Origin of the sequence: Deinococcus murrayi DSM 11303 (genome assembly GCF_000482805.1) — a bacterium.
GTDB lineage: Bacteria > Deinococcota > Deinococci > Deinococcales > Deinococcaceae > Deinococcus > Deinococcus murrayi.
In genome coordinates, this window is sequence record NZ_AXWT01000017.1 from 55,855 (window position 1) to 78,953 (window position 23,099).

A 23,099-nucleotide genomic window follows, 5' to 3' on the forward strand; every position below is an offset into this window, starting at 1 on the left:
GCCCGGTACTCTGGCCCCATGCCCACTCCCACCCCCACCTTCTTCGACCGCCTGACCCTCTCCGGCATTCGCCTCTATCAGCGCCACCTCTCGCCGCGCAAGGGCTTTCGCTGCGCCCATGCCGCGCTGCACAGCGGCGAGTCGTGCTCGGCGGCGGTGGCCCGCATCGTGCGGGAAGACGGGATGATGCGGGGTCGCTCCCGGATTGCTGCCCGCTTCGGGGCGTGCCGAGAAGCGCACAGTGTCCTGCGCGGCGGCTCGGCCCTCGCGCTGGGGTCGGGGGGCGTGCGCGGCGTGTGCTGCTGCGGCCCGGTCCCGATTCCCTTTCGCTGCGGCTAAGGTGGAGTCAGGCGGACCTTGGCAGACCTCTGACGCGGGGGGGGACTACGGTTCACCCCTCCTCGCGCCCCGGCACCTGCGGCGGCGTGCCCCGGAAAGCGTCTTTCCCCTCCACCCGCTCTAGCCGCACGACCTGCCCGGTGCGGGCGCTCTGGTACATCGCGTCCATGATACGGTGGTCTTGCACGCCCTCCTCGCCGGGGGTCCAGGGCTGCTGGCCCTCCCGGATGCAGCGGGCGAAGTGGTCCAGCTCCAGCCCGAACTGGTCCTCGTCGGGGAGGCTGGGTTGGAAGTCGCCCGCGCCGTCCGAGATGGTCAGGCTGAGGCCCTGATAGGTATAGGCCGGGTCCATCAGGACGGTGCCCTCCTCGCCCAGCACGCGCAGGGTGGCGGTCTTGTGGGTGCCGTAGCTCGTCAGGCCGTTGGCGATGATGCCGCCGGGAAAGCCCAGCATGAAGCTCAGCGACTCCTCGACCTCGCGGAAGCGTTCGTCCCCCTGGGGCTGATGCAGCGCCGCAAACACCCACTCCGGCTCGGTGCCCAGCACGAAGCGGAGGGTGTTCAGGCAGTAAATCCCCACGTCGGGCAGGGGGCCACCCCCCGCGAGGTCGCGCTTCAAGCGCCACGCCTCCGGGTCGTCTTCCACCTGACCGTGGATGGCGTCGAGCAGCTTGACGGCCCCCAGCCTGCCGCCCTGCACGGCGTCGCGGGCGGCCCAGTGCTGGGGGGTGTACTGGCAGCGGTAGGCGGTCATCAGCAGGACCCCGGCCTCCCGGCAGGCGTCCACCATCGCCTGCGCGTCCTGCGCGTTCATGCCCAGCGGCTTCTCACACAGCACGTGCTTGCCCATCCGGGCGGCCCGCTCGACGTACTCGCGGTGCTGGGCATTGGGGAGGACGATATAGACCGCCTCCATGTCCTCCCGCTCGGCGAGGCGCTCAAAGTCCTCGTAGGTGTACACGTCCCCCTCGGTCAGGTCATGGACGCGGGCAAACGCTACGCCTTTGTCCGGCTCGCTGGTGACCAGGGCCGCGACGTATGCGTGGTCGCTCGTGCGGGCGGCGGGAACCAGTTCCTCGGCGGTCAGTTTGCCCAGGCCGACGAGGGCGTACCCGACGCGGCGGCGTTCGGGTTCGGGGCGCTCGATGTCCGGTTTGAGAGGCATGATTCACCGTAGAGAGTTTCGGCGGGCCATGCCAGTCGGGGCTTCTTCATGCGGCCCCCCTCCCGGTGACCTGCGGGTGGGAGACTGGGAGGCATGCCCCCCCGCATTCGCCCGGCCCAGCCCTTTGACGCGGCCTTTGCCGCCCCGCTGATTCAGGAGGCTAAGGGGCGGATGGGCCAGCACCTGACGGGCACCACGACCGACGAGGACGCCGCGCACGTCATCGCGGTCTTCTTTGCGAGCCGGGGCAACCGCCTGAGCTACACGAACACGCTGCTGGCCGAGGGAGAAGAGGAGCGTCCCCTGGGCCTCGCCGTGCTGTATCCCGGCGAGGCGCAGGCGCTGGACGGTCCCTTCCGCGAGCACCGCCGCTTGCTGGGGCTGGACCCGGCCCCATTCCCACCGAGGGGCGGGCGAACTGTACCTCGACACCCTCGCGGTGGCCCCAGCGGCGCGGAGGCAGGGGGTGGGCACGGCGCTGCTCGGAGCCTGCACGGAACGGGCGCGAGCGCTCGGCCTGCCGCTGACCCTGCTGGTGGAAGGCGGCAGACCCTCGCGGGGCACACCTCCACGCGCCTGGCCCTTCGCCCGGACGCCGGAGGACCCCTCAGGCCTATACTCCGCGCCGTGACCCCCTCGCTCTCTTCCCTCCCGGTCACGCTGCGCGACCGCCGAGCCGAAGACCTCCCCGTCCTCACCCGCTGGCTCACCGATCCGCACGCCGAGTGGCGGCGCTGGGACGCGCCGTACTTTCCGGCGGCGGGCACCACCCGCACGATGGAGGCGTATGCCGATTACCTCGCCACCCACCCCCCCGATGCCGACGAGCAGGTCATCGACGTGGACGGCCTCGCTGTGGGCATGGTCAACCGTTCCGAGGAAGAGCCTCAGGGCGGCGGCTGGTGGGACCTCGGCATCCTGATTTACGACCCGGCCTACTGGGGGGGCGGCGTGGGGACCCGCGCCCTCGGCCTGTGGGTGCAAGACACCCTGGACTGGACGGACGCGCATGTCCTCACCGTGACCACCTGGAGCGGCAATGCGCGGATGCTGCGGCTCGCGGCCCGGCTGGGCTTTCGCGAGTGCGCCCGCGTGCGGCAAGCGCGGCTGTATGCGGGCGTGCGCTACGACAGCGTGCGGCTGGACCTGCTGCGGGGGGAATGGCGCGGGTGGCCCCGGTGATGAGTCCCGCACCATGACCCAAAAACAGCCCCGCCCCGCCCGCAACACACCCCTGACGCCGCCCGGCTACCTGGCGACCCAAGACCTCAAGGAGCGCGGCTGGACGCCAGGTCTGATTCGCAAGTTTCTGGGCGAGCACGACCTGACCCGCGAGAACGGCCTGAAGATGGGCCGCCGCCGCCTCCCGCCCGTCAAGCTTTACCGCGAGGACCGGGTGCTGGACGCCGAGCGCGAGGAAGCCTTCCTCGTCGGCCAGGCCCGCGCCGCCGACGCCCGTGCTCGCGCCGAACGTGCCCGCGAGGAACGGGCCGCGAAGCGGGCCGCCCTGCTGGAAGCCGCCGCCGCCGAATACGTGCCGGTCATCCACCCCCAGCCGTTGCGAAAAGGATCGGTGCGGAAGGCCCGCGAGCCGTATCTGCCGGGGCTGGAGGACACCCTCTCGCGCTTGGTGCGGGAAATCGGCAGGGTCACCCCCCGCGAGGAAGCTGGCCTCCGCGCCCGCCTGCTGGAGCGCCTGCATGCGGCCCTCGCCGCCGCCTACCCCTGGTACCCGGCCCCCCAGCAGAAGAAAGCGGCCAGCCGCGAGGCGAAACCCAGCGACTGGCGCGAGTGGGAGTGGGACTGAAGGGAGACCCCTCACCCCGCTGCTGCGCAGCGCCCCTCTCCCCAGGGGAGAGGGGCTTGCGAGAGCAAGGGATAAGGGGTCCCCCAACCACGGCAAGAAAACCCCAGCCGAAGCGGAGGCTTTTGGTCCTGCCGCCTTGCTGGCCGCTTACCTCAGCGTCTCCACCGCCCGCCGCAGAATCGCGTCTCCGGCGAGGTCCACGACCGCTTCACCCTGCACGGCGGAGCGCACCGGGCGCTTGACCTCCGCCGTGTAGCTGAACTTGCCGTCCTTGTCGGCGGTGACGGTCACGGGCTTGCCGTCCACGGTCAGGGTCACTTTGGCATTCGGCTCCAGGCCGCTGCCGCTGAAGTTGAAGGGGGTGGTGTAGCGGGTGTCCTTGACGGCCACGTCGGGCGTGATGCCCTTTTTGTGAATCTCGCGGCCAGAGGGAGTCAGCCACGCGCTGTTCACGATGGCGACCTTGCCGCCGTCTACCGTGTTCACCGGAATCTGCGCGACGCCCTTGCCAAAGGTCTGCTCGCCGATGACGGTCGCCCGCTTCAGGTCTTGCAGGGCACCCGCCACGACCTCGCTCGCGCTTGCGCTGTTCTTGTTGACGAGCACGACGAGCTTGCCCGTGTAATCGGTCGGGCGGCTCGTGGCGCGGCCATAGACCTGCGAACGGCCCGTGCGGTCCTTGAGGCTCACGATGGTGCCCGACCCCAGGAACTGGTCGGCCACATCCACGCCCGCGTTCAGCAGGCCGCCGCCGTTGTCGCGCAGGTCCAGAATCAGCTTCTGAACGCCCTTTTGCTTCATGGAAGCGACCGCCGCGCGGAACTGCTCGCTGGCCTTCTCGTTGTAAAAGGTGTTCAGCGCGATGTAGCCGATGTCGCCGGGCAGCATGGTCTGTTCGACGCTCACGATGGTGACCTGACGGCGCTCCATCTTGACCGTGTAGGGCTTGCCGTTCCGGGCGAACGTCACGTTGACCGTGCTGCCCTTCGGCCCGCGCACCAGCCGCACGATTTCGTCGAGCTTGGCGTTCATGACGTCCTTGTCGTCAATCTTGACGAATACGTCGCCAATCTGCACGCCGCCCTCGGCGGCGGCTCCGCCCCGGTACACATTGTCAATCTTGCCGCCCGTGCCGTCGGGGTTGGCGGCCACCAGGGTCACGCCGATGCCGCCAAACTCGCCCTGGAGGTTCTGGGCGTCTATAGCGGTGTCCGCGGGTTCTGAGTAGTAGGTGAACTCATCGTTCAAGCTGCCGAGCGCCCCGTTAATCGCCCCGCGCAACACCTTGTCTTGGTCGATGGGATAGAGGTACGAACGCTGGAGTTCGCCCAAGATTTGGAGGAACGCCCGGCCCGTCTCCGAGCGGGTGAGGTCGGCCTGGGTATAGCCGCCAAGCTGCGCGTAGCCGACGGCAGCGGTCGCGGCGAGAGACCCCGCCACCAGCATCATGCGTTTCCGGTTCACGCCTCAGAGCATAGGGCGGGGCGGTGAAAAAACTGTGGGGGGCATTTCATCCTCCTGGGGCCAGAACGCCACTTCTGCGGGGGGCTGGGCTATGCTGGGCCGCGAGCATGACCCAGCTGCCCACCTTTTCCCGTGGCCGCGTCCCCGGAGGCGGCGGCGCGTGATTGTTTTCCGCAATGTGAGCCTCGCGTACCCGGCAAGCGGGGCGCTGGCCCTCGACGACCTCAGCGTCCGGATTCACAAGGGCGAGTTCGTGTACCTGGTGGGGCATTCGGGCGCGGGCAAAAGCAGTTTCATGAACCTGGTGCTCAAACGGGCGCTGCCCACGCGAGGCGAGATTCAGGTCGCGGGCGAGCCGCTCGCGCGTTACCGGGGCCGCCGCACCGCGCTGCTGCGCCGCCGCATCGGAACCGTCTTTCAGGACAACCTGCTGCTCGAACACCTCAGCGCCTACGACAACGTGGCCTTTGCCCTGCGGGTGACCGGGGTGCCGGGGCGCGAGTGGCCCGCCCGCGTGGGCACCGCGCTGCGGACGGTGGGCCTAGAAGCCCGCGCCCACGCCCGCCCGGTGCAGCTCTCGCAGGGCGAGCAGCAGCGGGTCGCCATCGCCCGCGCCATCGTCTCTGACCCGCCCCTGCTGCTCGCCGACGAGCCGACGGGCAACCTCGACCCCGACCACGCCCGCGAGGTGCTGCGGGTCTTGCAACACGTCAACCTGCGCGGCACCACGGTGGTTTTCGCCACCCACGCCCGCGACCTGGTGGATACCTTCCGCCACCGCACCCTGACCCTGCGGCAGGGGCGGCTGGTGCGGGACGACCCGGCGGGGGGGTACGCGTTATGAGGGCGCTCCGCGCCCGGTCGAGGAGTCGAGAAGTCGAGGCGGCGAACACCCTCGGCCTCTCGACCTCTCGACTTCTCGACGGCGGCCCCCCCCCGCCGAGCCGCCCCCGCCCCACTCCCACCCCCACCCGCTCCGGGGGCCGCCAGTGACCTACCACTTCCGTCAGGCCCTCCTCGCCATGCGCGGCAACCTCACCGCCACGCTGGGCACGCTGACCACCATGACCCTGACCCTGCTGATGCTGGGCGGGGTGCTGCTGCTCACGCTGAACGTAAACCGCACGCTGGAGGGGCTGGAGTCGCAGGTGGAGGTGGCGGCCTTCCTGGAGGGCGACGCGGACGGGGCGGCGCTGCTGGAGCAGGTGAGGGCCTTTCCCGGCGTGCGGGAGGCGCGGCTGGTCTCCCGCGAGGACGTGCTCGCGGAGATGACCCGCGACTACCCTTCCACCGCCGAGGCCGTCTCGCTGGTCGGCAACCCCTTTCCCGACACCCTGCGGCTGCGGGTGGGCCGGGTCGAGGATTCGCGCCCGGTGGCGGCGGCGCTGGCGAGGCTGCCCGGCGTGGAGGACGTGGAGTACGGGGCGGGGTACGTCGACCAAGCCGTGCGGACCCTGACCACCGTGCGGGCGGCGGGGTACGGCCTCGTGGCGCTGCTGTTTGCGGGCACGCTGCTGAGCATCCTCAACGCCGTGCGGGTCGCCATGTACGCCCGCCGCCGCGAAATCAGCGTGATGCGGCTCTTGGGGGCCACGCGGGGCTTTATCCGCACCCCGCACGTGATTGAAGGGGTGTTGCTGGGCCTCCTCTCCTCGGCGCTCGCGCTCGCGGTGCTCGTTCCCGGTTACCTCGCGCTCGCCGAGCGGGTGGCCGCCTTTGCGCCCGTCTTTCCGGTCGTGCGCGACCTGGGGGCGCTGTGGCTGCCGCTGGGGGCGGTGGCGGGGCTGGGCATCCTGACCGGACTTGCCGGAAGCCTCTTGGCCACCCGGCGCTACCTGCGGGAGCTGGAGTGATGCGGGAGCTGGCGTGAAGGAGCGGGCATGAAGGGACGTCCGCGCTGGCCCGTCCTCGTCCTGCTCTCGGCGGCGCTGCTCGCCGGGGCGCAGGAAACCAGCGAGCGCCTCAGGCAGCTTCAGCGCGACCTCGCGCAGCAGCGGCAGCTCAGTGCTCAGCAAGGCCGCGAGCTACGGGAACTGCGTGAGAACATCGCCCGGCTCTCGGCCCAGGGCCGCGAGACGCTGGGGCGGTTAGAAGCCCTGAGCACGCGGGTCGCCGCGCTGGAAAACGAAGTGGCGGGGCTGGCCCGGCAGGTGCGGGAGGCCGAGCGTGAGCTGACCGAGACGGCGGCAGCGGGGGCGGTCACCCAGGCCCGCGTCACCCGGCTTCAGGCCGACCTGCGCGAGCTGCTGCGGGTGCTTTACCGCGAGCGCAGCGGCCAGTACCTGCGGCTGCTGTCGCAAGCGGGCAGCCTGCCCGACCTCCTCATTCGGCTGCGCTACGCGAACCTCTCTGGCGAGCAGCATCTGGCGGTGCTTGAAGAGTTGCGCGGCGAGGTCCGAACGCTGCAAGCCCAGCGCGAGCGTCAGGCCGCCGCCAAAGCCGCCCTGGAAGCGCTGCAAGCTCGGCAACTGGCCCGGCTGGAAGAGCTGCGGGAAAGCCGTGCCGAGACGGGCCGCTTGCTGGCCGAGCTGCGCCGCGAGGAACAGGGCCAGCGGGTGGCCGCTGCCCGCACCCGCGCCCAGCAGGCGGAAACCGCCCGCACCATCGACCAGCTGGTCAGCGCGGTGGTCAAGGAAAAGGCCAGGCTGGAAGCCGAGCGCCGCCGGAGGCTGGAGGAGGAACGCCGCCGCCGCGAGGCCGAGCTGCGCCGCATCCGCGAGGAACGGGAACGTGCCCGCCGGGAAGCCGAGCGCCTCGCCCGCATCCGCGCCGAGCAGGAGCGCCAAGCTCGGCTCGCCCGCGAACGCGCCGAGGCGGAAGCCAGGGCCAGAGCCGAGGCGGAGGCCAGGGCGAGGGCCAGGGCCGAAGCCCGTGCCCGTGCGGAGGCCAAAGCCAGGGCCGAGGCCGAAGCCCGTGCCAGAGCCGAAGCTGCCGCTCGCGCCAGGGCGGAGGCCGAAGCCCGCGCCCGCGCCGAGGCCGAGGCGAAAGCCAGGGCCGAAGCCCAATCGAGGGCGCGCGCTCAGGCTGCCGCCGAGGCCCGCGCCAGAGCCAGGGCCGAAGCCGAAGCCCGCGCCCGCGCCGAGGCCCAGGCCCAGGCCGCCGCCGAAGCCCGCGCGCGGGCCGAAGCTGCCGCCCGCGCCCGCGAGCAAGCCGAGGCCATCGCCCGCCAGCAAGCCGAGGCCCGCGCCCGCGAGGCCGAACAGAATGCCCGCGAACAGGCCGAGCGCGAAGCCGCCCTCGCCGCCGGGCGCGAGCGGGAAGAACAGGTCGCCCAGGAACAGGCGGCCCTGCGCGATCGCCAGGGCCAGACTCAGCAGGCCGTCGCCGCGACCACCCAGGCCCTCGCGCCGCTGCCCGCCGCGTCCGGGCCGCTGGGGTTCCCGCTGCCGGGAGGCCGGGTCAGCCAGCCCTACGGGGCAAATGGGGCGCAGTGGAGCGTCCTGGAAGCCGCCGAGGGCACCCAGGCCGTCGCCTCGCTCGCGGGCAACGTGATGGCCACGACCTACTACGCCAGCCTGGGCTGGGTGGTCCTGCTCGACCACGGCAGCAGGGTCACCGCCTATTTCGGCCTGCAAGACTCGCTTGTCGAGGTCGGCGCACGGGTGGGGGCGGGCACCCCGCTGGGCACCGTGGGCGGCAGTCCCATCTTTGGCCCTGGCCGAATGGCCTTTCAACTCAACGAGGTGTCGGGCACCTCTCGCCGTCCGGTGCCGCCGCCCTTTTAGAGGTTGCTGCCACCCCCCTTCTCACCGCCCCCCTCCTCTGGTAAGCTTTTTCGGTGCGTTTCCGGTTGGCTGCTGCGGGCGCATGACCCCCGCGACCTAGGCGGGAGCAACCCTCACCCCAACCTGCCAGGCCTACGCGCCTGCTTGAGGTACTGACATGGTCAAGATTCGCCTGTCCCGTTTCGGCTCTATCCACAACCCCCACTACCGCATCGTCGTGACCGACTCTCGCCGCCCCCGCGACGGCGGCTACATCGAGAACCTGGGCCACTACGACCCCCGCAAGACCAGCGAGAACTACCTCAAGGTCAACGTCGAGCGGGCCGCCTACTGGCTCTCGGTCGGCGCTCAGCCCACCCAGACGGCCCGCCGCCTGCTGAAAAGCCAGGGCGTCAAGGTCGCCTGAGGTCCCCGGCACCAGAGACAGGCTCCCCCCGCGGGAGCTTTTTTCGTGCCGCCCCGTCAGCTCTCCTTCATGAGAGGGACCTAAGCTCGCCGATATGCGCGCTTCTCTTCTTCTGCCTCTGCTGGCCGCCCCCCTGCTCCTGCCCGGCTGTGCGCTGGGCGCGAATATCGCTGCGAGTACGGCGCTGGAACGGGCGGTAAACGGCGTGTACGAGGGCGTCGGCCAAGGCCTGACCGGGCGGGTGCCCTACCGCCTGCTGCTGAGCGTGCAGGAGCGCGAGGGCCGAGCGACGGGCGTGCTCACCAACCTAGAGAGCCGCAAGGCCTACGCCGTCAGCGGCAGCTTTCAGCGGGTGGGGGCGGCGGGCGGCAGCGTCGAGGTCAACCTCTACGAGGGGGGCGACGCCCTGCGCGGCACCCTGCGGGCTGAAATCGGCGCGGGCAAGCTCAGTGGGACCCTGCGGACCGTCTTGCTGGGGCGCGAGCTGCTGACCTATACGGTCAACCTGGAGCGGCAAGGCGAGGAGGCTGCCCCGCGGCCCTGAGCGGGAGCCGCGTCCCTGCTAGACTCGCGCCCGGCCCGCGCTCAGCGCAGCGTGGCGCATGACAGAAGGCCCCGGAATCCCTCCGTCAGGCCGAGGAGAAGAAACGTGAAGGCACACCTGATTACCTACGGCTGCCAGATGAACGAGTACGACACCCATCTGGTCGAGTCGCAACTCGTTTCCTTTGGCGCGGACCTGGTGGGCAGCGTGGACGAGGCGGATTTCGTCCTGGTGAACACCTGCGCGGTGCGCGGCAAGCCCGTGGACAAGGTCCGCTCGCTGCTCGGAGAGTTGCGCAAGCAAAAGCAGCAGCGGCCCCTGGTGGTGGGCATGATGGGCTGCCTCGCCCAGCTCGAAGAGGGCCAGCGCATCGCCCGCAAGTTTGAGGTGGACGTGCTGCTGGGGCCGGGCAGCCTGCTCGACATCGGAAAGGCACTAGAGAGCAATGAACGCTTCTGGAGCCTGCAGTTCAAGGACGAGCTGCACGGGCACATTCCCCCGCCCCCCACGGGCAAGCTGCAAGCGCACCTCACCATCATGCGCGGCTGTGACCACCACTGCACCTACTGCATCGTGCCGACCACGCGCGGCCCGCAGGTCAGCCGCCACCCCGACGACATCCTGCGCGAACTCGACAGCCTGCTCGCCGCGGGGGTGCAGGAGGTCACGCTGCTGGGCCAGAACGTCAACGCCTACGGGGTGGACCAGGGGGCCAAGCTTGCCGGATACCCCTCCTTTGCTGACCTGCTGCGGCTGGTGGGGCGCAGTGGCGTGCGGCGGGTCAAGTTCACGACCAGCCATCCCATGAACTTCACGGAAGACGTGGCCGCCGCGATGGCCGAGACGCCCGCCGTGTGCGAGTTCGTGCACCTGCCCGTGCAAAGCGGCTCTAACCGGGTGCTGCGCCGCATGGCCCGCGAGTACACCCGCGAGAAGTACCTCTCGCACATCGCGGAGATTAAAAAGCACCTGCCGCACGTGGTCCTCGCGACCGACATCATCGTGGGCTTTCCCGGCGAGACGGAGGAAGACTTTCAGGAGACCCTCAGCCTTTATGACGAGGTCGGCTACGACTCGGCCTATATGTTCATCTACTCGCCGCGCCCCGGTACCCCCAGCTACAAGCACTTTCAGGACCTCCCGCGTGAGCTGAAGACCGAGCGGCTCCAGCGCCTGATTGTCAAGCAGAAGGAATGGAGCGCTCGCAAAAACGCGGGGAAGGTGGGCACCATCCAAGAACTGCTGCTGCGCGGCGACGCCCACGACGCGGGCTTCCTGGAAGGCCACACCCGCGGCAACCACCCGACCGTGGTGCCCAAGGCGCTCGGCGCGACGGGACCGGGCATCTACCGCGCCCGCATCGAGCACGCCACCCCGCACATGCTGTATGGCCGCCTCATTGGGCAAGACGGCCAGGACCTGCCGGAGCTGCCGCGCCTGAACCCCGAAGCAGCAGCGCTGAGCAGTCCCCTCCAGATGGCGTGAGGGTGGGGGGCCGGGGCGCAGCAGCTCCGGCCCACTCCCCTGTTACCCTGTCTCCCGATGACGGTTCACCTGAATGCCAAAGAAGGCCAAATCGCCGAGACCGTGCTGCTGCCCGGCGACCCCCTCCGCGCCCAGCACATCGCGGAGACATTTTTTGAAAACCCCGAACTGCACAACACCGTGCGCGGGATGCACGGCTACACCGGAACCTACAAGGGCCAGCGCGTCAGCGTGCAGGGCACCGGGATGGGCATCGCCAGTTCGATGATTTATGTCAACGAGCTGATTACGGGCTACGGCTGCAAGAACCTCATTCGGGTGGGCACCTGCGGCTCGTACCAGCCGCACGTCCACGTGCGTGACCTCGTGCTTGCGCAGGCGGCCTGCACTGACTCCAACATCAACAACATCCGCTTTGGGGCCAAGAACTACGCGCCCATCGCTGACTTCGGGCTGCTGCTGCGGGCCTACCAAATCGCCCAGGAGCGCGGCTTTGCCACGCACGTCGGCAACATCATGTCGTCGGATACCTTCTACCACGATGATTTCGACCAGTACAAACTCTGGGCCGACTTTGGGGTCCTCGCCGTCGAGATGGAAGCCGCCGGGCTGTATACCCTCGCCGCCAAGTACGGGGTGCGGGCGCTGACCATCCTCACCGTCTCAGACCACCTCGTCACGCGGGAGGAAACGACCGCCGAGGAACGCCAAACCACCTTCAACGGCATGATTGAAGTCGCGCTCGACGCGGCGCTGGGCCTGTAAAGTCCTTCAGCAACTCAAACGAGGCGGGGGAGCTACCGCCGATGCGCTGGCTCCCCCGCCCCATCTTTTTGCCCCGTCCGCTTCGTTCTTCAGGCCCCCGCCCCCCGCGCCGGGCGCACCTGGGGCCGGGCGATGAGGGTCCACAGCAGCAGGGCCAAGAGGATGCCGCCGCTCAGAACGTAGGGCGCGGCGTGGCCGACCCCCTGGTACAGCCCGGTGCCGATTAGGGGTCCGGTCATGCGGCCCAGGGCGAGGGCGCTGCTGTTGAGGCCCGCCACCGCACCCTGTTGGTCGCGGCCCACGCTGAGGGAGAGGGCGGCGCTGAGGCTGGGGCCGAGGACCGCGCTGCCTACCCCCACGACCGCCAGCGCCGCCGTGATGGGCCAGAAACTGTGGGTGAGCGGCAGCATCAGCATGCCCGCGCCCATCACCAGCAGCCCCAGCGAAATCAGTGGCCCCGGCGCAAACTTGCGGCTCAGCGGGCGCATCGCCCCACCCTGCACCGCTGCCGCGAGCAGCCCGAAGACCGCCAGCATCAGCCCGACCGTTCGGGCGGTGCCTTCCGGTGTTAGGCGTAGGGTGTCTTGCACGTAAAAGGCGATGGTCTGCTCCATGCCCACGCTTGCCAGGGTGTACAACGCACTGACGGCCAAAAAAAGCCCAATGCCCGGCTGCCGCAGCAGGGCGCGGCGCTCTCCAGCGGGGGCGGGGAGGGCGTCGGCCCGGCGGGTTTCGGGCAGGGCACGCCAAGCCGCCAGCGCCGTGAGCAGCCCCAGCCCCGCGCTGAAGAAGATGGGGGCCGTCAGCCCAAAGCTGGAGAGCATGGCCCCCAGCGCCGGGCCAAACACCACGCCCAGCCCGAAAGCCGCTCCAATCAGGCCCATGGCGGCGGCGCGGTCTTTTTCGCTGCTGAGGTCGGCCATCATCGCCTGAGCGGTGGGCAGGGTCGCGCTCGACAGCAAGCCGCCCACCAAGCGCGAGGCGACAAGAAGAGCGAACAGCAGGCCCCCAGCGAGGACCCCCTGCGCCCCCAACACGGCCAGCAGCCCGAACAGACCAAAACTCAGGGAGAAGCCCACCAGCCCCAGGATGAGCACCGGCTTGCGGCCCGCCCGCTCGCTGCGGCTGCCCCAAATGGGGGCAAACACAAACTGCGCGAGGCTGTAGGCGGTCGAAAACCAGCCAATCTGCGTCTCCGAGAGGCCCAGCTCTCGGCCCAGCGGCGCGATGACGGGAAACAGCACGCTCAGGCCGAGCATCGCGACGAAGATGGTTCCAAACAGAATCAGCTTGGGCGAGAGGGGGCCGCGTGGACGAGGGGGAGCGGCAGTCATGTCCCTACTCTAGCACCCCAACTGACCGCTCGGTCAGGCACCGCCTCCCCCCCCAGCTCTCCCCCACCGCACTTATTGGATTGAGTCCAAAAATATGATTTTCCTCTGACCAGAACGTTAAAAACCGGCCTTGAGTCTATGCTTGTCAACCCTGGCCTTATTGCCTATACTGACCCTCAGCCACCGGAGCAACTTGACCCCAGAGCGGACTTCTCGCCTCACAGGTGGCCTGCAGGACGTTCCTTCACTGGAAGCGGTTCAGAAGCCGACTTCCCCCAGGAGACCCCATGAAAAAAGCCCTGACCGTTCTTTCTCTCGCCCTGTTGGGCAGCGCCAGCGCCGCCAACCTGACGGTTTGGACGCACTTCGGTGGTGCCGAACTCGCCTGGCTGCGTGCTCAAGCCGACGCCTTTAAAAAGGCGACCGGGCACAACATCCAACTGGTGAGCGTGCCCTTTGACCAGATTCCCGACAAGCTGATTCAGAGTGCGCCCAAGGGTCAGGGGCCGGACCTGGTCGTGACCCTGCCCCAAGACCGCCTGGGGCAGCTCGCGGCGGCGGGCGTCATCGACTCGATGGACCGCTATGTCACCAGCCGCAGCGACCTTGACCGCACCGCGCTCTCGGCGATGACCTACAAGGGCAAGCTCTTTGGTCTGCCTATGTTCGCCGAGTCTGTGGCGCTGATTTACAACAAGAAGCTGGTGCCCCAGGCCCCAACGACCTGGGCGCAGTTCCTGAGCGCCGCCCAGAAGAACACGGGCAACGGGCGCTTTGGGTTCCTGATGGACCTGAGCAACGCCTACATGAACTATGGCGTGATTAGCGCCTACGGCGGCTACGTCTTCAAGAACAACAATGGCACCCTGAACACTAAGGACGTGGGTCTCGCCAACGCGGGCGCGGACAAGGCGGCGGCTTTCCTCAACGACCTGCGCTACAAGTACAACCTCGTGCCGGAGGGCGTGGACGGCGGTGCCGCCAAGAGCGCCTTTGTTGATGGCCGCGCCGCGATGATTCTGACCGGCCCCTGGGACATGGGCGACATCAAGAAGGCGGGCATCGACTACGGCATTGCGCCCTTCCCCACCCCTCCCGGCGCGAGCGGCAAGTGGAGTCCCTTCGTGGGCGTGCAGGGGGCCATGCTCAACGCCTACAGCAAGAACAAGGCGGCGGCGGCGCAGTTTGCCCGTGAAATCGTCAAGAGTGACGCCCAGGTGTCCTTTAACAAGGCGGGGGGCCGTATCCCGGTGAGCCTCTCGGCGCGCACCAAGCTCAAGAACGACCCAGTGGTCGCGGGCTTTGGCCGCACCATTAGCATGGGCACGCCGATGCCCAACGTCGTGGAGATGGGGGCGGTGTGGGCACCCTGGAGCAACGCGGTGGCCCAGAGCGTTCAGAAGCCCAACCAGAACTACAGCCAGATCAACGAGCGGGCCGTGCAGGAGATCAACAAGAACATCAAGTAACCCCGCCAGAGGAGAGGCCAGCCGGACCCAGCCTCTCCTCTGCTCGTGGTTGTTGATGACACTTGGCGGACGGGCAGCAGCCTCGTCCGCCAAACCCGTGGAGGAGACGCCAAGGAGTATGGTGAGTGCTGTCTTTCACTGCTCTCCCCACCTGGTCCAGCGGCTCTCTTTTCCCCTTCTTCGTTCCCAGGAGGTCTCCCGTCCCTATGACCCTGACCGCTTCTCCCCGCCCGCGCACCGCCGCTCCCCCGGACGGCGTGCGCGGCATTTTGCTGGCCATCCTGATTCTGGCCGTTCTGCTGGGCAGCGCCGCCCTGATTGGGTGGCTGCTGTCCGGGGTCACGGCCCGCTTCGTGCCCCAAGCGCCCCCCTACCTCATCCTGGTCTATACCCTGGGGGCACTGCTGCTGGGGATGCCGGTGGTGGCGCGGCTCTTTCCCTGGATGGTGAACTGGTATTACCTGGTGCCGTCGCTGGTGTTTTTGGCGGCGTTCACGGTGCTGCCCATCGTCCTCACGGTGAACTACGCCTTTACCAACTACAGCGGCCAAAACAGCGGCAACCCTGATACGGGGGTGCGGACCGAAGCGGTGCTCTCGGCGGACCGCCGCACGCTGACGTTGGCCGAGCTGCCCGAAGGTGCGAGCAGTCTCGCCGAGTTCCTGCGCTGCCGCAACGCCAGTTGTGTGGGCGACACGGCGATTCTGTATGACGAAGACGCCTCCACGCCCGTGCGGGCACAGATTGCCTCGGTGCAGGGCCAGAGCATCACCCTGACAGCTCCCGTCGCTGAAACCTTCCAGCCCGCCAGCGTCACGCGCCTCAACCGCTACGAGTACGTGGGGCTGGCCAACTTCCGCGAGATTTTCGGGCGGGCAAGCAGTGCCTTGTGGCCAGTCTTCGTGTGGACGGTGGTGTTTGCCTTTTCCACGGTGGTGATCAATGCCATCGCCGGGCTGATTTTGGGCATCCTGCTCTATAACAAACGGCTCAAGGGCCGCAACATCTACCGCACGCTGCTCTTTTTGCCCTGGGCGATTCCGGCGGTTATCAGCGTGCAGATGTGGAAAGCACTCCTCAATCAGCAGTTCGGCATTGTGAACAAAACGCTGGGGCTGCTGGGTATCGCGGCGGTGCCCTGGCTGGGCGACCCCCTGTGGGCCAAAATCAGCGTGTTGTTGGTCAATCTGTGGCTGGGCTTTCCATACATGATGACGGCCACCATCAGTGCCCTCGCGACCATCAACGACGACCTGTACGAGGCGGCCTCCATCGACGGGGCCAGCCGCTGGCAGCAGATTCAGAACATCACGCTGCCGCTGCTGCGGACTTCCTTTACCCCGATTTTGCTGTCGGGCTTCGCCTTCAACTTCAACAACTTTGGCATCATCTACCTGCTGACCGGGGGCGGCCCGCCCCAGGAAGGCCGCGACGCGACCGCTCAGAGCACCGACATCCTGCTCTCGTGGGGCTACAACACGGCCTTTGCCGCCAGCGGCGGGCAGAACTACGCCCTCGCGAGCGCGATTGCACTGATTATCTTCTTTCTCACGCTCGGTATCAGCCTGGTGAACTTCAAGGCGGCGGGCGTCTTTGAGGAGGCCCGGCGATGACCACGGCTCCCCGCGCTCCCCATGAGGGGAACCTTCCGCCCGGCGGCTACATCCACCGGGAACCGAGCTTCTTGCGCCGCGCCCTGCCCTGGCTGGTGCTCGCGGCCCTCGTCGTCGGCTTTGGCGTGCTGGCCTATTTCCTCGCGCAAAGCATGCAAGGCCGTCAGCGCAGCTTTTCCATCTACTTCGTGGAGGGGGGCTGGATACGCTTCTTGCTGTTCTTGCTGGCGGCAAGCGGGGTGCTGGCCCTCACCAGCCTGATTGGGCAGCGCTGGGGCCAGGCCCGCACCGGACGCCGCATCAGCTACCTCGCGGTGCTGGGCGACCAACTCACCCACCTTTTCCTGATTCTGGTCGTGCTGGTCGCGATTTATCCCCTCTTTTACGTGCTGCTGGCGGCCTTTGACCCGCGCAACAGCCTCTTTGCCTTCCCCGACTTCGAGAACCCCAATATCCTCTACCGCTCTGGCCTGCTGCCCAACCTCGACGTGCTCAGCCTGGAGAACTTTGCCCGGCTGTTTACCGGCATCACGCTGCCAGGCTGGCAGGTACTGCTCGCAGGGCTGGGGGGCGCGGCGCTCGCGGCGGTGCTGCTGTTTGCACTGGCCGCCCGCCTGGGCCGCGAGAGCGCCGGGCTGGTCCGGGGCCGCACCTGGGCGATGTACCTGCTCGTGGGGGCGCTGGCCGCGCTGGTGGTCTTCATGACCCCGGCGCAGTTCACCGGGCCGGACAACGAGAGCCGCTTTGTGCTTTCGGTAAGAAACACCCTCTTGGTATCGGGCCTCACGGGGGTGCTGGCGATTTTGCTCTCAACCACGGCGGGCTACGCGATGGCGCGGCTGCGCTTTCCGGGCCGCTTCCAGATGCTGCTGTTTTACATCTTTATCCAGATGTTCCCGGTCTTCCTGGCGCTCGTCGCCGTCTACGCCCTGATGGTGCTGCTGGGGCTGACGAATACCTTTACCGGGCTGATTCTGGCCTATTCGGGTGGGGCCATCGCGTTTAACACCTGGATTTTCAAGGGCTACGTGGAGTCCTTGCCTGAATCGCTGGAGGAAGCGGCGATGGTGGACGGCGCGACCCGCTGGCAGACTTTCTTGCGGGTGGTGCTGCCGCTGTCGGGCGGGATGCTGGCCTTTATCTTCCTAAACCAGTTCATCGGCACCTATGCCGAGTTCATCCTGGCGAACGTGCTGCTGACCGGGGTGGAGAAGTGGACGGTCGGCGTGATGCTGCTGAGCTTTACCCAGGGCCAGTTCTCGACCAAATGGGGCGTCTTTGCCGCCGCCGCGACCCTGGGAGCCTTGCCCATCGTGGCGCTCTTTTACGGCTTTCAGCGCTACTTCGTGGGCGGCACCGTGGCGGGGGGCGTCAAGGAGTAGGCTGCTTTTCCGTGGAGGCCCCCGGTCACGTGCCGGGGGTCTTCTCATGGGCTACTCGCCCAGCCTCTCCCCCAGCCCCGCCGGAAACGCCTCCTCTGGCTCCTGCTCCAGCCGCACCGGAACGATGAGGAGGCTCGGCCCGCCCGCCAGCCGAATCGGGGTGGGGCGGAGGGGCACGCCCGGCAGCCAGGGGTGAATGAGCCACAGCGGGCCGCCGAGGCCGGGCGGGTGAAAGGCGGCGCTGTAGGCGAGCATCTGGTAGGCGTCCTCGTTGCGGATGCCGTAGGTGGGGGCCTGGTCGGGGCGCAATCGCTTCCATTTCGTGTCGGCAATCACCAGCGTGCCGTCTGGCCGGGTGAGCAGCAGGTCGGGCCGCAGCCGGAACGCGGGAACGCCCGCCGCGTGGCCGAGGGCGCGGTCCGTGACCTGGGTCTGCACCCGCCAGCCCGGCAGCACCCCGCGCAGCAGCCCGGCCACGTACGCTTCGTACACCCGGTTCATGTCGAACAGCAGCGCGTTCGCCCGCGCCTCCGTGCCCGCCACCAGCGGGTTGAGGTCGTGCAGCACCATCCGGCACAGGCCTTCTAGCGGCGCGAAATGCCCGTGCCCCCGCTCCAGCCGCCACGCGCCAAAATCCCGCGCCACGTCGCGGCTGAGCGGCACCCCGTCCAGGACGTGCAGCAGCTCGCGGGCGAGGCGGGCGCTCGCGGGCACGCGGGTCAGCCGCGAGAGCCTCTCGACCGCCAGCCGGGTCAGGCGGGTTTCGGGGCGGTCGGGGAGGAACTCCTCGTACTCGACGTGCAGCCGGTGGGCGCGGTGCGGGGGCTGGCGCAGTTGCCGGGGCAGGTCGAGGCGACCGCGCAGGCCGGGGCGCTCCTCGCGCACGGGGACGTAGGCGTGCGGCACCCCCCGGCGCACCGCGGCGCGGATGCCCTCCAGCGCGTAGCGAATGACCACCTCGTACAGCGGCATCCGGGTGACTTGCAGCTCGGCGGGCGGGGCCACCCGAAAGCGCTCGTCGGTGGCCGCGAGCATCCGCAGCAGCATGCCCCGGCTGCGTTCCAGCGAGCCGGGCCGGGTGCGCTCGCCGGGGCGTTCGTGCGTCTTGGGCAGAATCTCGACCACCGCGCCGCCTGGGGTCCGCAGCAGGCCCACCCACTGGGTGAGTTTCAATGCGGCCCGCCCCGCCAGCCGGGTGGGCAGGGCCACCGGGTTCAGGTCGTGCCCGGCGTCCAGCAGCGCCGCCTGCACCGCTTCAAAGACCTCCGGCGGCAGCGCGGTGACGTTGGCCCCGGCCCCCGGAGGCCGCTCGCCGCGCACGAGCAGGTCGTGTTCGCGGACCTCGAAGTGCAGTCCCCCTGACGGCGCAAGCATTAGCCGTCGAAGGGGAACTCGCGGTCACTGACCCCGGCGTACACCCCGGTAAAGGCGTCGAGGTGGCCAAAGGCCTGCTCGTTCACCCGGTAGCGCACCTCGGCCCCCGACCCCGTGCGCTGCACGAACTGCGCCTCTTCGGGCTTGCCCTCGTCGGCGAGCACCTCACGAATCTTGTTCCAGTCGTCGAAGAAATATTCCTCCAGCAGGGGCAGGATGCGCTCGCGGACGGCGCTGGCGACGCCCCCCAGGGTGGCGGGCAGGCCCAGCAGGTAGGCGTGCCCGATGACCTGCTCGCGGCCCAGCAGCCGCTCGATGCGCCCGTTGATGGCATACAGGAACTTGCGCAGGTCGAGCGCCGTGCCCCCGATGTCCAGCACCGGCAACAGCTCTGGCTGCGGCCACACCGGGCGAAAGACAAAACGGCGGCGCAGCGCGGCGTCGAGCAGGGTGAGGCTGCGGTCGGCAGTGTTCATGGTGCCGATGACATACAGGCTCGGCGGGATGCTCAGCGTGCGGCGGCTCAGCGGCAGGGTGGCGCTTAAGGCTTCGGGCGCTCCGGCCCGCTTGCTGCTCTCCAGCAGCGTAATCAGCTCGCCGAAGATGCGCGAGATGTTGCCCCGGTTGATTTCGTCGATGACGAGGACGTGCGGGCGCTGGGCCGGGGTGGGGGGCGCGGCGGGGTGGGCAGCCACACCCAGCGCGGCCAGCACCCCCGCGGCGTTCACACCCGCCACCCGTTGCAGGGTGGGCGGCGAGAAGGTCCGGCCCAGGACCGCGCTCGCGCTGGCGCTTAGCCCGGTCGCCAGCCAGCGCACCGCCCGCGCGTGGGCGTAGTCGGTGGCAAAGGCGGGGTCGCCGTGCGGGTCAAAGCGGTACTCGCCCGTGACCACCCCCACCGCGCCGATGCGGTCCGCGCCGGTGGCGAGCAGCACCAGGTCGCCCACGCGCAAGCTGTCGCGGAAGAGGAGCTGCCGCCCCCCCAGTTCGTCCGCGTCGCGGTGGGTGAGGTCGCGGGGGGCTTCCCCAAAGCTCCCCATCCGCAGCTCGCCCCGCGCGAGGGCGAGGTCGCGCACGCGGCTCACCGGGGCCGTGCCGTCCACGTACATCCGCCATACCTGCGCGTCCGGGCGCACGGGCGGCTCGGCGCTTGCCGGGGCTTCCCCCCCACCTGCGGGCGGCAGGTCCCCGCCCGCCGAGCGCACCGCCTCCAGAAACACGCCGTCTTGCAGCTCATACGAGAGCTGGCCGCCGCGCATCACCGGCTTGATGCCCTCAATGAAGTCCTCGTAACCGAAGGACTGGTGAAAGGTGACAAAGGAAATCTGCCCCCCGGCGAGCAGCTCGTCATAGCGGCGCTTGCGGGCGGCGCGGCCCGCGGGACCGGGGTGTGCGGCGAGGAAAGCGGGGTCGAGCACCGCGAGGGCCTCGTCCACCACCCGGTAGGTTTTCCCAGTGCCGGGCGGCCCGTACAGAATCTGGTTGAGCGGGATGCCGGGCACGGGCGTGAAGGTGGCCGGGCGCGGCCCCTCTGTCCCCGGCACCGCGATGACCTCCGGTTCCGGCTCTGCGCCCCCCGCCTGCATCAGGTCGTTCAGCACGCCCAGCAGCCGGTCAAGGTACGCCAGCGCCCCCTCCAGCACCTGCGGAAAGTCGGGCGATTCCAGCAGGGCGGGCGGCAGGCTGACCCCCACCCGCAGGCGGCGGCTCAGGCCCAGGCCGTCCCGGTAGCGCTCCAGCACCTGAGCGGCCTCCTGCTCCTGGCCCGGTCCCAGGGGCAGCAGCGCCAGCGGCCCGAAGTCCCGGTTCAGCGTCAGCGTGGCCCCCAGGCCAGCGGGCAGCGGGGCGTTCAGCGCGTCCAGCAGCGCCCCCCAGGTCCCGGCGTCGCGCAGCGCCGTGCGGGGGCCGTCGCCTGCGCCGTCGGGCAACCCGGCTTCCAGCGTCAGGCCTGCCGGGAAGGGCACGTCCTCGAAGCCGCGGTCGTCGGCAAACAGCAGCGCCCGCGCAAACGCGCCGCTGTCGTTTTTCACGCTGCCCAGCCCCACCTTGACCGCCAGTTGCTCGCGGCCACTGTAGGGCGAGCGTGTAGGCTCCAGGGCGTCCCAGTCGCCGGTCATGGCCTCCAGCAGGGGGGGCGCGTAGCGGCGGTCGAGGACGAGGTTGCCCTTGACGCGGTCCTCGGTGTACTGAGCGGCGTCGGCGGCGAATTGGGCAAAGGGGAAAGGGGAGACCTGGCGGGGGGCTGCGCCGCTCGCGTTCCCGCCCAGGCCCTGACGTGCCCGGCGCACGTCGTCTGGAATCTTGGACAGCATGCCCATCCAATCACCAAATGACACCTCGCTTCCGGCCCTGTTTACGAAATACCAGCCTGTCGAGACGCCACGAGGCCGAAGAAGAATCACGCTGCTCGCGGCGGTCGCAGTCTTGAACGGCGTGTCGCCCACGAACTCCAGCAGGGGAGAATCCGGTTTGGGCCGCAACACCCCTTCCTCCAGGAGCCGCTGCTTAATCCGTTTGTCCCCTTCGTCCATCTCGGAGGAGGTGCCAGGTCTGGCCTCGCTGCCAGCCAGCACCACGAACTGACCATTCCGCATCTGCCCAAACGCCGAGAGTAAGCCGGTTTTCAGGGTGAACACGGGGGTTGGTTCCACCGTTGGGGACTCCGGGTGGTCGTCGCTCTCTTCCCAAGCCTCCGGGGAGAAGCGGTTGAGCTTGCCCCTGCTCACCCCTCCGCCTTCTCCGCCGCCTCACGCGGCTTACGGGCGGGTGCGGCGGCTTTGGTGCTGGGGGCTTTGGCTTTGGGGGCCTTGTGGCCAGCGGCCTTTTCCGTTTTGCTTGCTTTCGCCTTGCTTTCTTTCGCCGGGGCAGGCGTCAACACCAGCGGCGGCAGCACGAAGCCCGTCCAGCCAAAGCGTTGGGTAAGGTTCATCGCCGTTTCGCGCAGGAACGGCCAGGCGTTCACGGGAACGTTGCGGCGAGAGAACTCCTCTATCAGCTCGTCCGTGACCTCGGTCGCAGAGGCGTACTCCAGGCGGTAGGTGCAGGCAATCATGCCCAGCTCCTGCCCGTCTGCGGTCTGAAAGCCCAACTGAAGCCGCGCTTCGGCCAGAAAACGGCCCTCCTCCCGGCTGGGACAGGTCACGCCCAACTGCTGGCTGACCCGCAACTGCGCCTGCGGCAAGCGCGTCGGCACCGAGCGGGCACTGAGTTCGGCCAGCTCGATGCGCCGGAGTTGAATCCCGGCCACAAACGCGTTGTACCGCGCCGGGTCGGGGGGCGTCGGGTTGGGGGGCGCGGGCGCGACTGGGGCTTTTTTGGCACTCACGCCGCCACCACCGCTTCCACAAGCGCGGGGGCAAGGTCCCGAATGGCGGCGGGAGCCTGAACCTCAAAGTCGGTGTGCACGCTGTGCAGTTCGACGGTGGTGGGCGCGTGGGGGATGTCCACCAGCCAGCAGTCCCGCGACGCCTGAAACACCTGCTCGCCCTGGCGCACCGCCACCAACAGTTCGGCGTCCAGCGCGGTCAGGTAGGCCACCACGCTGTCTATCGTGCGGTCGTTGTTGGCGTTTTCCAGCTTGCTGATGCGGGCTTGCCCTACGCCCAGCCGCTCGGCCAGCTCTGCCTGGGTCAATCCGGCACGCTTGCGGGCCTCCATCATCACCTCGGTGAGTTTGAGCCGCAGCCATTCCTGCGCGCCCACCGTGCGGGTTTCCAGCGTGTCGGGGATGAGTTCGTCAAGGAAGGCCAGAACGTCTATGTCACTCAGGGAGGGGGCATTCAGGTGGCGGTTGCTCATCGTCTTTTCCTCTGGTTCGGCTGCTTTGCTGTTTGCCGTGGGGCCTGCGCCCTGCTCTTTTCCAGCGCTTCTTTGCGCCGCCGCGCGACCACAATGGCCGCCGCGTAGTCCCGTGCATTTTGTTCCTTGAATCCGTGCAGCAGCACAAAAGTTCGTTCCACGACGGCGCACAGCAGGATGCGCGGATTGTTGGGGGTGTTCGGGCAGCGCAGGGAATAGAGGCCAGTGGCGTTTTTGCCTTCGAGGGTTTCCAGAATGTCGGCCCGCTGGCCCAGGGCGCTCAGGCCCATCTGCCGGATGTAGTCCAGGCGCAGCCGTAACTGCTTAAGCTCGCCGGGCGTCAGGTCGGCAGAAGTCAGGAACTCCTGCACGGGCACGCTGCCGTCGGCCTCTGTGTAGAAGCGGATGCTCCATTCCGTCCCCATTCAT

Annotated in this window: 21 protein-coding genes; 13 read left to right on the top strand and 8 right to left on the bottom strand. The window is 68.7% G+C overall.

Annotation, left to right across the window (positions count from 1 at the left end; genetic code table 11):
* Positions 1 to 18 precede the first annotated feature (18 nt).
* A complete protein-coding gene (yidD, locus tag H565_RS0103080) occupies positions 19 to 339 on the top strand; it encodes a membrane protein insertion efficiency factor YidD (protein ID WP_027459752.1) in 321 nt (106 codons plus the stop codon).
* A gap of 52 nt (positions 340 to 391) precedes the next feature.
* Here yidD and H565_RS0103085 read toward each other — a convergent pair whose 3' ends face one another.
* Positions 392 to 1,504 (bottom strand): Gfo/Idh/MocA family protein, encoded by a 1,113-nt coding sequence (locus H565_RS0103085; RefSeq protein ID WP_027459753.1) that lies wholly within the window; start codon positions 1,502 to 1,504, stop codon positions 392 to 394.
* A 627-nt stretch (positions 1,505 to 2,131) separates the two neighbouring features.
* Here H565_RS0103085 and H565_RS0103090 point away from each other — a divergent pair.
* Both H565_RS0103090 and H565_RS0103095 read left to right on the top strand, forming a co-directional pair.
* The gene (locus H565_RS0103090) at positions 2,132 to 2,686 is read left to right on the top strand and encodes a GNAT family N-acetyltransferase (RefSeq protein ID WP_027459754.1); all 555 of its coding nucleotides are present in this window, start codon (positions 2,132 to 2,134) and stop codon (positions 2,684 to 2,686) included.
* Between the two features lie 13 nt (positions 2,687 to 2,699).
* The gene (locus tag H565_RS0103095) at positions 2,700 to 3,311 is read left to right on the top strand and encodes a hypothetical protein (RefSeq protein WP_027459755.1); all 612 of its coding nucleotides are present in this window, start codon (positions 2,700 to 2,702) and stop codon (positions 3,309 to 3,311) included.
* Between the two features lie 147 nt (positions 3,312 to 3,458).
* On the opposite strand, the gene H565_RS0103100 is transcribed toward H565_RS0103095, so the two are convergent.
* Positions 3,459 to 4,775, bottom strand: coding sequence for a S41 family peptidase (locus tag H565_RS0103100; RefSeq protein ID WP_027459756.1), 1,317 nt, complete (start codon positions 4,773 to 4,775; stop codon positions 3,459 to 3,461).
* A 160-nt stretch (positions 4,776 to 4,935) separates the two neighbouring features.
* Between H565_RS0103100 and ftsE the strand changes: the two genes are divergently transcribed.
* The 7 genes from ftsE (at position 4,936) to deoD (ending at position 11,700) form a co-directional block, all read left to right on the top strand.
* Positions 4,936 to 5,619, top strand: a complete 684-nt coding sequence (gene ftsE, locus H565_RS0103105; protein WP_027459757.1) for a cell division ATP-binding protein FtsE — start codon at positions 4,936 to 4,938, stop codon at positions 5,617 to 5,619.
* Between the two features lie 145 nt (positions 5,620 to 5,764).
* Positions 5,765 to 6,628: a cell division protein FtsX gene (locus H565_RS0103110; RefSeq protein ID WP_027459758.1), complete on the top strand. Its 864-nt coding sequence runs from the start codon at positions 5,765 to 5,767 to the stop codon at positions 6,626 to 6,628.
* A 27-nt stretch (positions 6,629 to 6,655) separates the two neighbouring features.
* On the top strand, positions 6,656 to 8,500 hold the full coding sequence (locus H565_RS0103115) for a M23 family metallopeptidase (protein WP_027459759.1): 1,845 nt from the start codon (positions 6,656 to 6,658) through the stop codon (positions 8,498 to 8,500).
* Between the two features lie 157 nt (positions 8,501 to 8,657).
* Positions 8,658 to 8,906, top strand: coding sequence for a 30S ribosomal protein S16 (gene rpsP, locus H565_RS0103120; RefSeq protein ID WP_027459760.1), 249 nt, complete (start codon positions 8,658 to 8,660; stop codon positions 8,904 to 8,906).
* Between the two features lie 94 nt (positions 8,907 to 9,000).
* The gene (locus H565_RS0103125) at positions 9,001 to 9,450 is read left to right on the top strand and encodes a hypothetical protein (RefSeq protein ID WP_027459761.1); all 450 of its coding nucleotides are present in this window, start codon (positions 9,001 to 9,003) and stop codon (positions 9,448 to 9,450) included.
* 105 nt (positions 9,451 to 9,555) lie between these two features.
* Positions 9,556 to 10,935 (top strand): tRNA (N6-isopentenyl adenosine(37)-C2)-methylthiotransferase MiaB, encoded by a 1,380-nt coding sequence (gene miaB, locus H565_RS0103130; protein ID WP_027459762.1) that lies wholly within the window; start codon positions 9,556 to 9,558, stop codon positions 10,933 to 10,935.
* Positions 10,936 to 10,992: 57 nt separating this feature from the next.
* Complete coding sequence (gene deoD, locus H565_RS0103135) at positions 10,993 to 11,700, top strand: purine-nucleoside phosphorylase (RefSeq protein ID WP_027459763.1); 708 nt, start codon at positions 10,993 to 10,995, stop codon at positions 11,698 to 11,700.
* Positions 11,701 to 11,789: 89 nt separating this feature from the next.
* Here deoD and H565_RS0103140 read toward each other — a convergent pair whose 3' ends face one another.
* Positions 11,790 to 13,034, bottom strand: a complete 1,245-nt coding sequence (locus H565_RS0103140) for an MFS transporter (RefSeq protein ID WP_027459764.1) — start codon at positions 13,032 to 13,034, stop codon at positions 11,790 to 11,792.
* A 287-nt stretch (positions 13,035 to 13,321) separates the two neighbouring features.
* On the opposite strand from H565_RS0103140, the gene H565_RS0103145 reads away from it, so the two are divergent.
* The 3 genes from H565_RS0103145 to H565_RS0103155 all read left to right on the top strand — a co-directional run bounded on the left by H565_RS0103145 (position 13,322) and on the right by H565_RS0103155 (position 17,498).
* Positions 13,322 to 14,503, top strand: coding sequence for a sugar ABC transporter substrate-binding protein (locus tag H565_RS0103145; protein ID WP_027459765.1), 1,182 nt, complete (start codon positions 13,322 to 13,324; stop codon positions 14,501 to 14,503).
* Positions 14,504 to 14,709: 206 nt separating this feature from the next.
* Positions 14,710 to 16,116, top strand: a complete 1,407-nt coding sequence (locus H565_RS0103150; protein WP_027459766.1) for an ABC transporter permease subunit — start codon at positions 14,710 to 14,712, stop codon at positions 16,114 to 16,116.
* Positions 16,113 to 17,498 (top strand): sugar ABC transporter permease, encoded by a 1,386-nt coding sequence (locus H565_RS0103155; RefSeq protein WP_027459767.1) that lies wholly within the window; start codon positions 16,113 to 16,115, stop codon positions 17,496 to 17,498. The genes H565_RS0103150 and H565_RS0103155 overlap by 4 nt, the downstream gene beginning before the upstream one ends.
* Positions 17,499 to 17,549: 51 nt before the next feature.
* On the opposite strand, the gene H565_RS0103160 is transcribed toward H565_RS0103155, so the two are convergent.
* From H565_RS0103160 to H565_RS14160, 5 genes are all read right to left on the bottom strand, one after another.
* Complete coding sequence (locus H565_RS0103160) at positions 17,550 to 18,872, bottom strand: McrC family protein (protein WP_027459768.1); 1,323 nt, start codon at positions 18,870 to 18,872, stop codon at positions 17,550 to 17,552.
* A complete protein-coding gene (locus tag H565_RS14150; RefSeq protein ID WP_245576153.1) occupies positions 18,872 to 21,523 on the bottom strand; it encodes an McrB family protein in 2,652 nt (883 codons plus the stop codon). Before H565_RS14150 ends, H565_RS0103160 begins: the two co-directional genes overlap by 1 nt.
* Before the next feature lie 71 nt (positions 21,524 to 21,594).
* Positions 21,595 to 22,197, bottom strand: a complete 603-nt coding sequence (locus H565_RS0103170; RefSeq protein ID WP_027459769.1) for a hypothetical protein — start codon at positions 22,195 to 22,197, stop codon at positions 21,595 to 21,597.
* The gene (locus H565_RS15630; protein WP_051363387.1) at positions 22,194 to 22,670 is read right to left on the bottom strand and encodes a transcriptional regulator; all 477 of its coding nucleotides are present in this window, start codon (positions 22,668 to 22,670) and stop codon (positions 22,194 to 22,196) included. Before H565_RS15630 ends, H565_RS0103170 begins: the two co-directional genes overlap by 4 nt.
* Positions 22,667 to 23,095 (bottom strand): type II toxin-antitoxin system RelE/ParE family toxin, encoded by a 429-nt coding sequence (locus H565_RS14160; protein ID WP_051363388.1) that lies wholly within the window; start codon positions 23,093 to 23,095, stop codon positions 22,667 to 22,669. The genes H565_RS15630 and H565_RS14160 overlap by 4 nt, the downstream gene beginning before the upstream one ends.
* Positions 23,096 to 23,099: the final 4 nt, after the last annotated feature.

Coding starts and splice junctions, on each gene's coding strand:
- H565_RS0103085 (WP_027459753.1), bottom strand. CDS start 1,504: ATGCCTCTCAAACCGGACATCGAGCGCCCCGAACCCGAACGCCGCCGC.
- H565_RS0103150 (WP_027459766.1), top strand. CDS start 14,710: ATGACCCTGACCGCTTCTCCCCGCCCGCGCACCGCCGCTCCCCCGGAC.
- H565_RS14160 (WP_051363388.1), bottom strand. CDS start 23,095: ATGGGGACGGAATGGAGCATCCGCTTCTACACAGAGGCCGACGGCAGC.
- H565_RS0103115 (WP_027459759.1), top strand. CDS start 6,656: ATGAAGGGACGTCCGCGCTGGCCCGTCCTCGTCCTGCTCTCGGCGGCG.
- rpsP (WP_027459760.1), top strand. CDS start 8,658: ATGGTCAAGATTCGCCTGTCCCGTTTCGGCTCTATCCACAACCCCCAC.
- H565_RS0103145 (WP_027459765.1), top strand. CDS start 13,322: ATGAAAAAAGCCCTGACCGTTCTTTCTCTCGCCCTGTTGGGCAGCGCC.
- H565_RS0103155 (WP_027459767.1), top strand. CDS start 16,113: ATGACCACGGCTCCCCGCGCTCCCCATGAGGGGAACCTTCCGCCCGGC.
- H565_RS0103095 (WP_027459755.1), top strand. CDS start 2,700: ATGACCCAAAAACAGCCCCGCCCCGCCCGCAACACACCCCTGACGCCG.
- deoD (WP_027459763.1), top strand. CDS start 10,993: ATGACGGTTCACCTGAATGCCAAAGAAGGCCAAATCGCCGAGACCGTG.
- H565_RS0103140 (WP_027459764.1), bottom strand. CDS start 13,034: ATGACTGCCGCTCCCCCTCGTCCACGCGGCCCCCTCTCGCCCAAGCTG.
- H565_RS15630 (WP_051363387.1), bottom strand. CDS start 22,670: ATGAGCAACCGCCACCTGAATGCCCCCTCCCTGAGTGACATAGACGTT.
- H565_RS0103125 (WP_027459761.1), top strand. CDS start 9,001: ATGCGCGCTTCTCTTCTTCTGCCTCTGCTGGCCGCCCCCCTGCTCCTG.
- yidD (WP_027459752.1), top strand. CDS start 19: ATGCCCACTCCCACCCCCACCTTCTTCGACCGCCTGACCCTCTCCGGC.
- H565_RS0103160 (WP_027459768.1), bottom strand. CDS start 18,872: ATGCTTGCGCCGTCAGGGGGACTGCACTTCGAGGTCCGCGAACACGAC.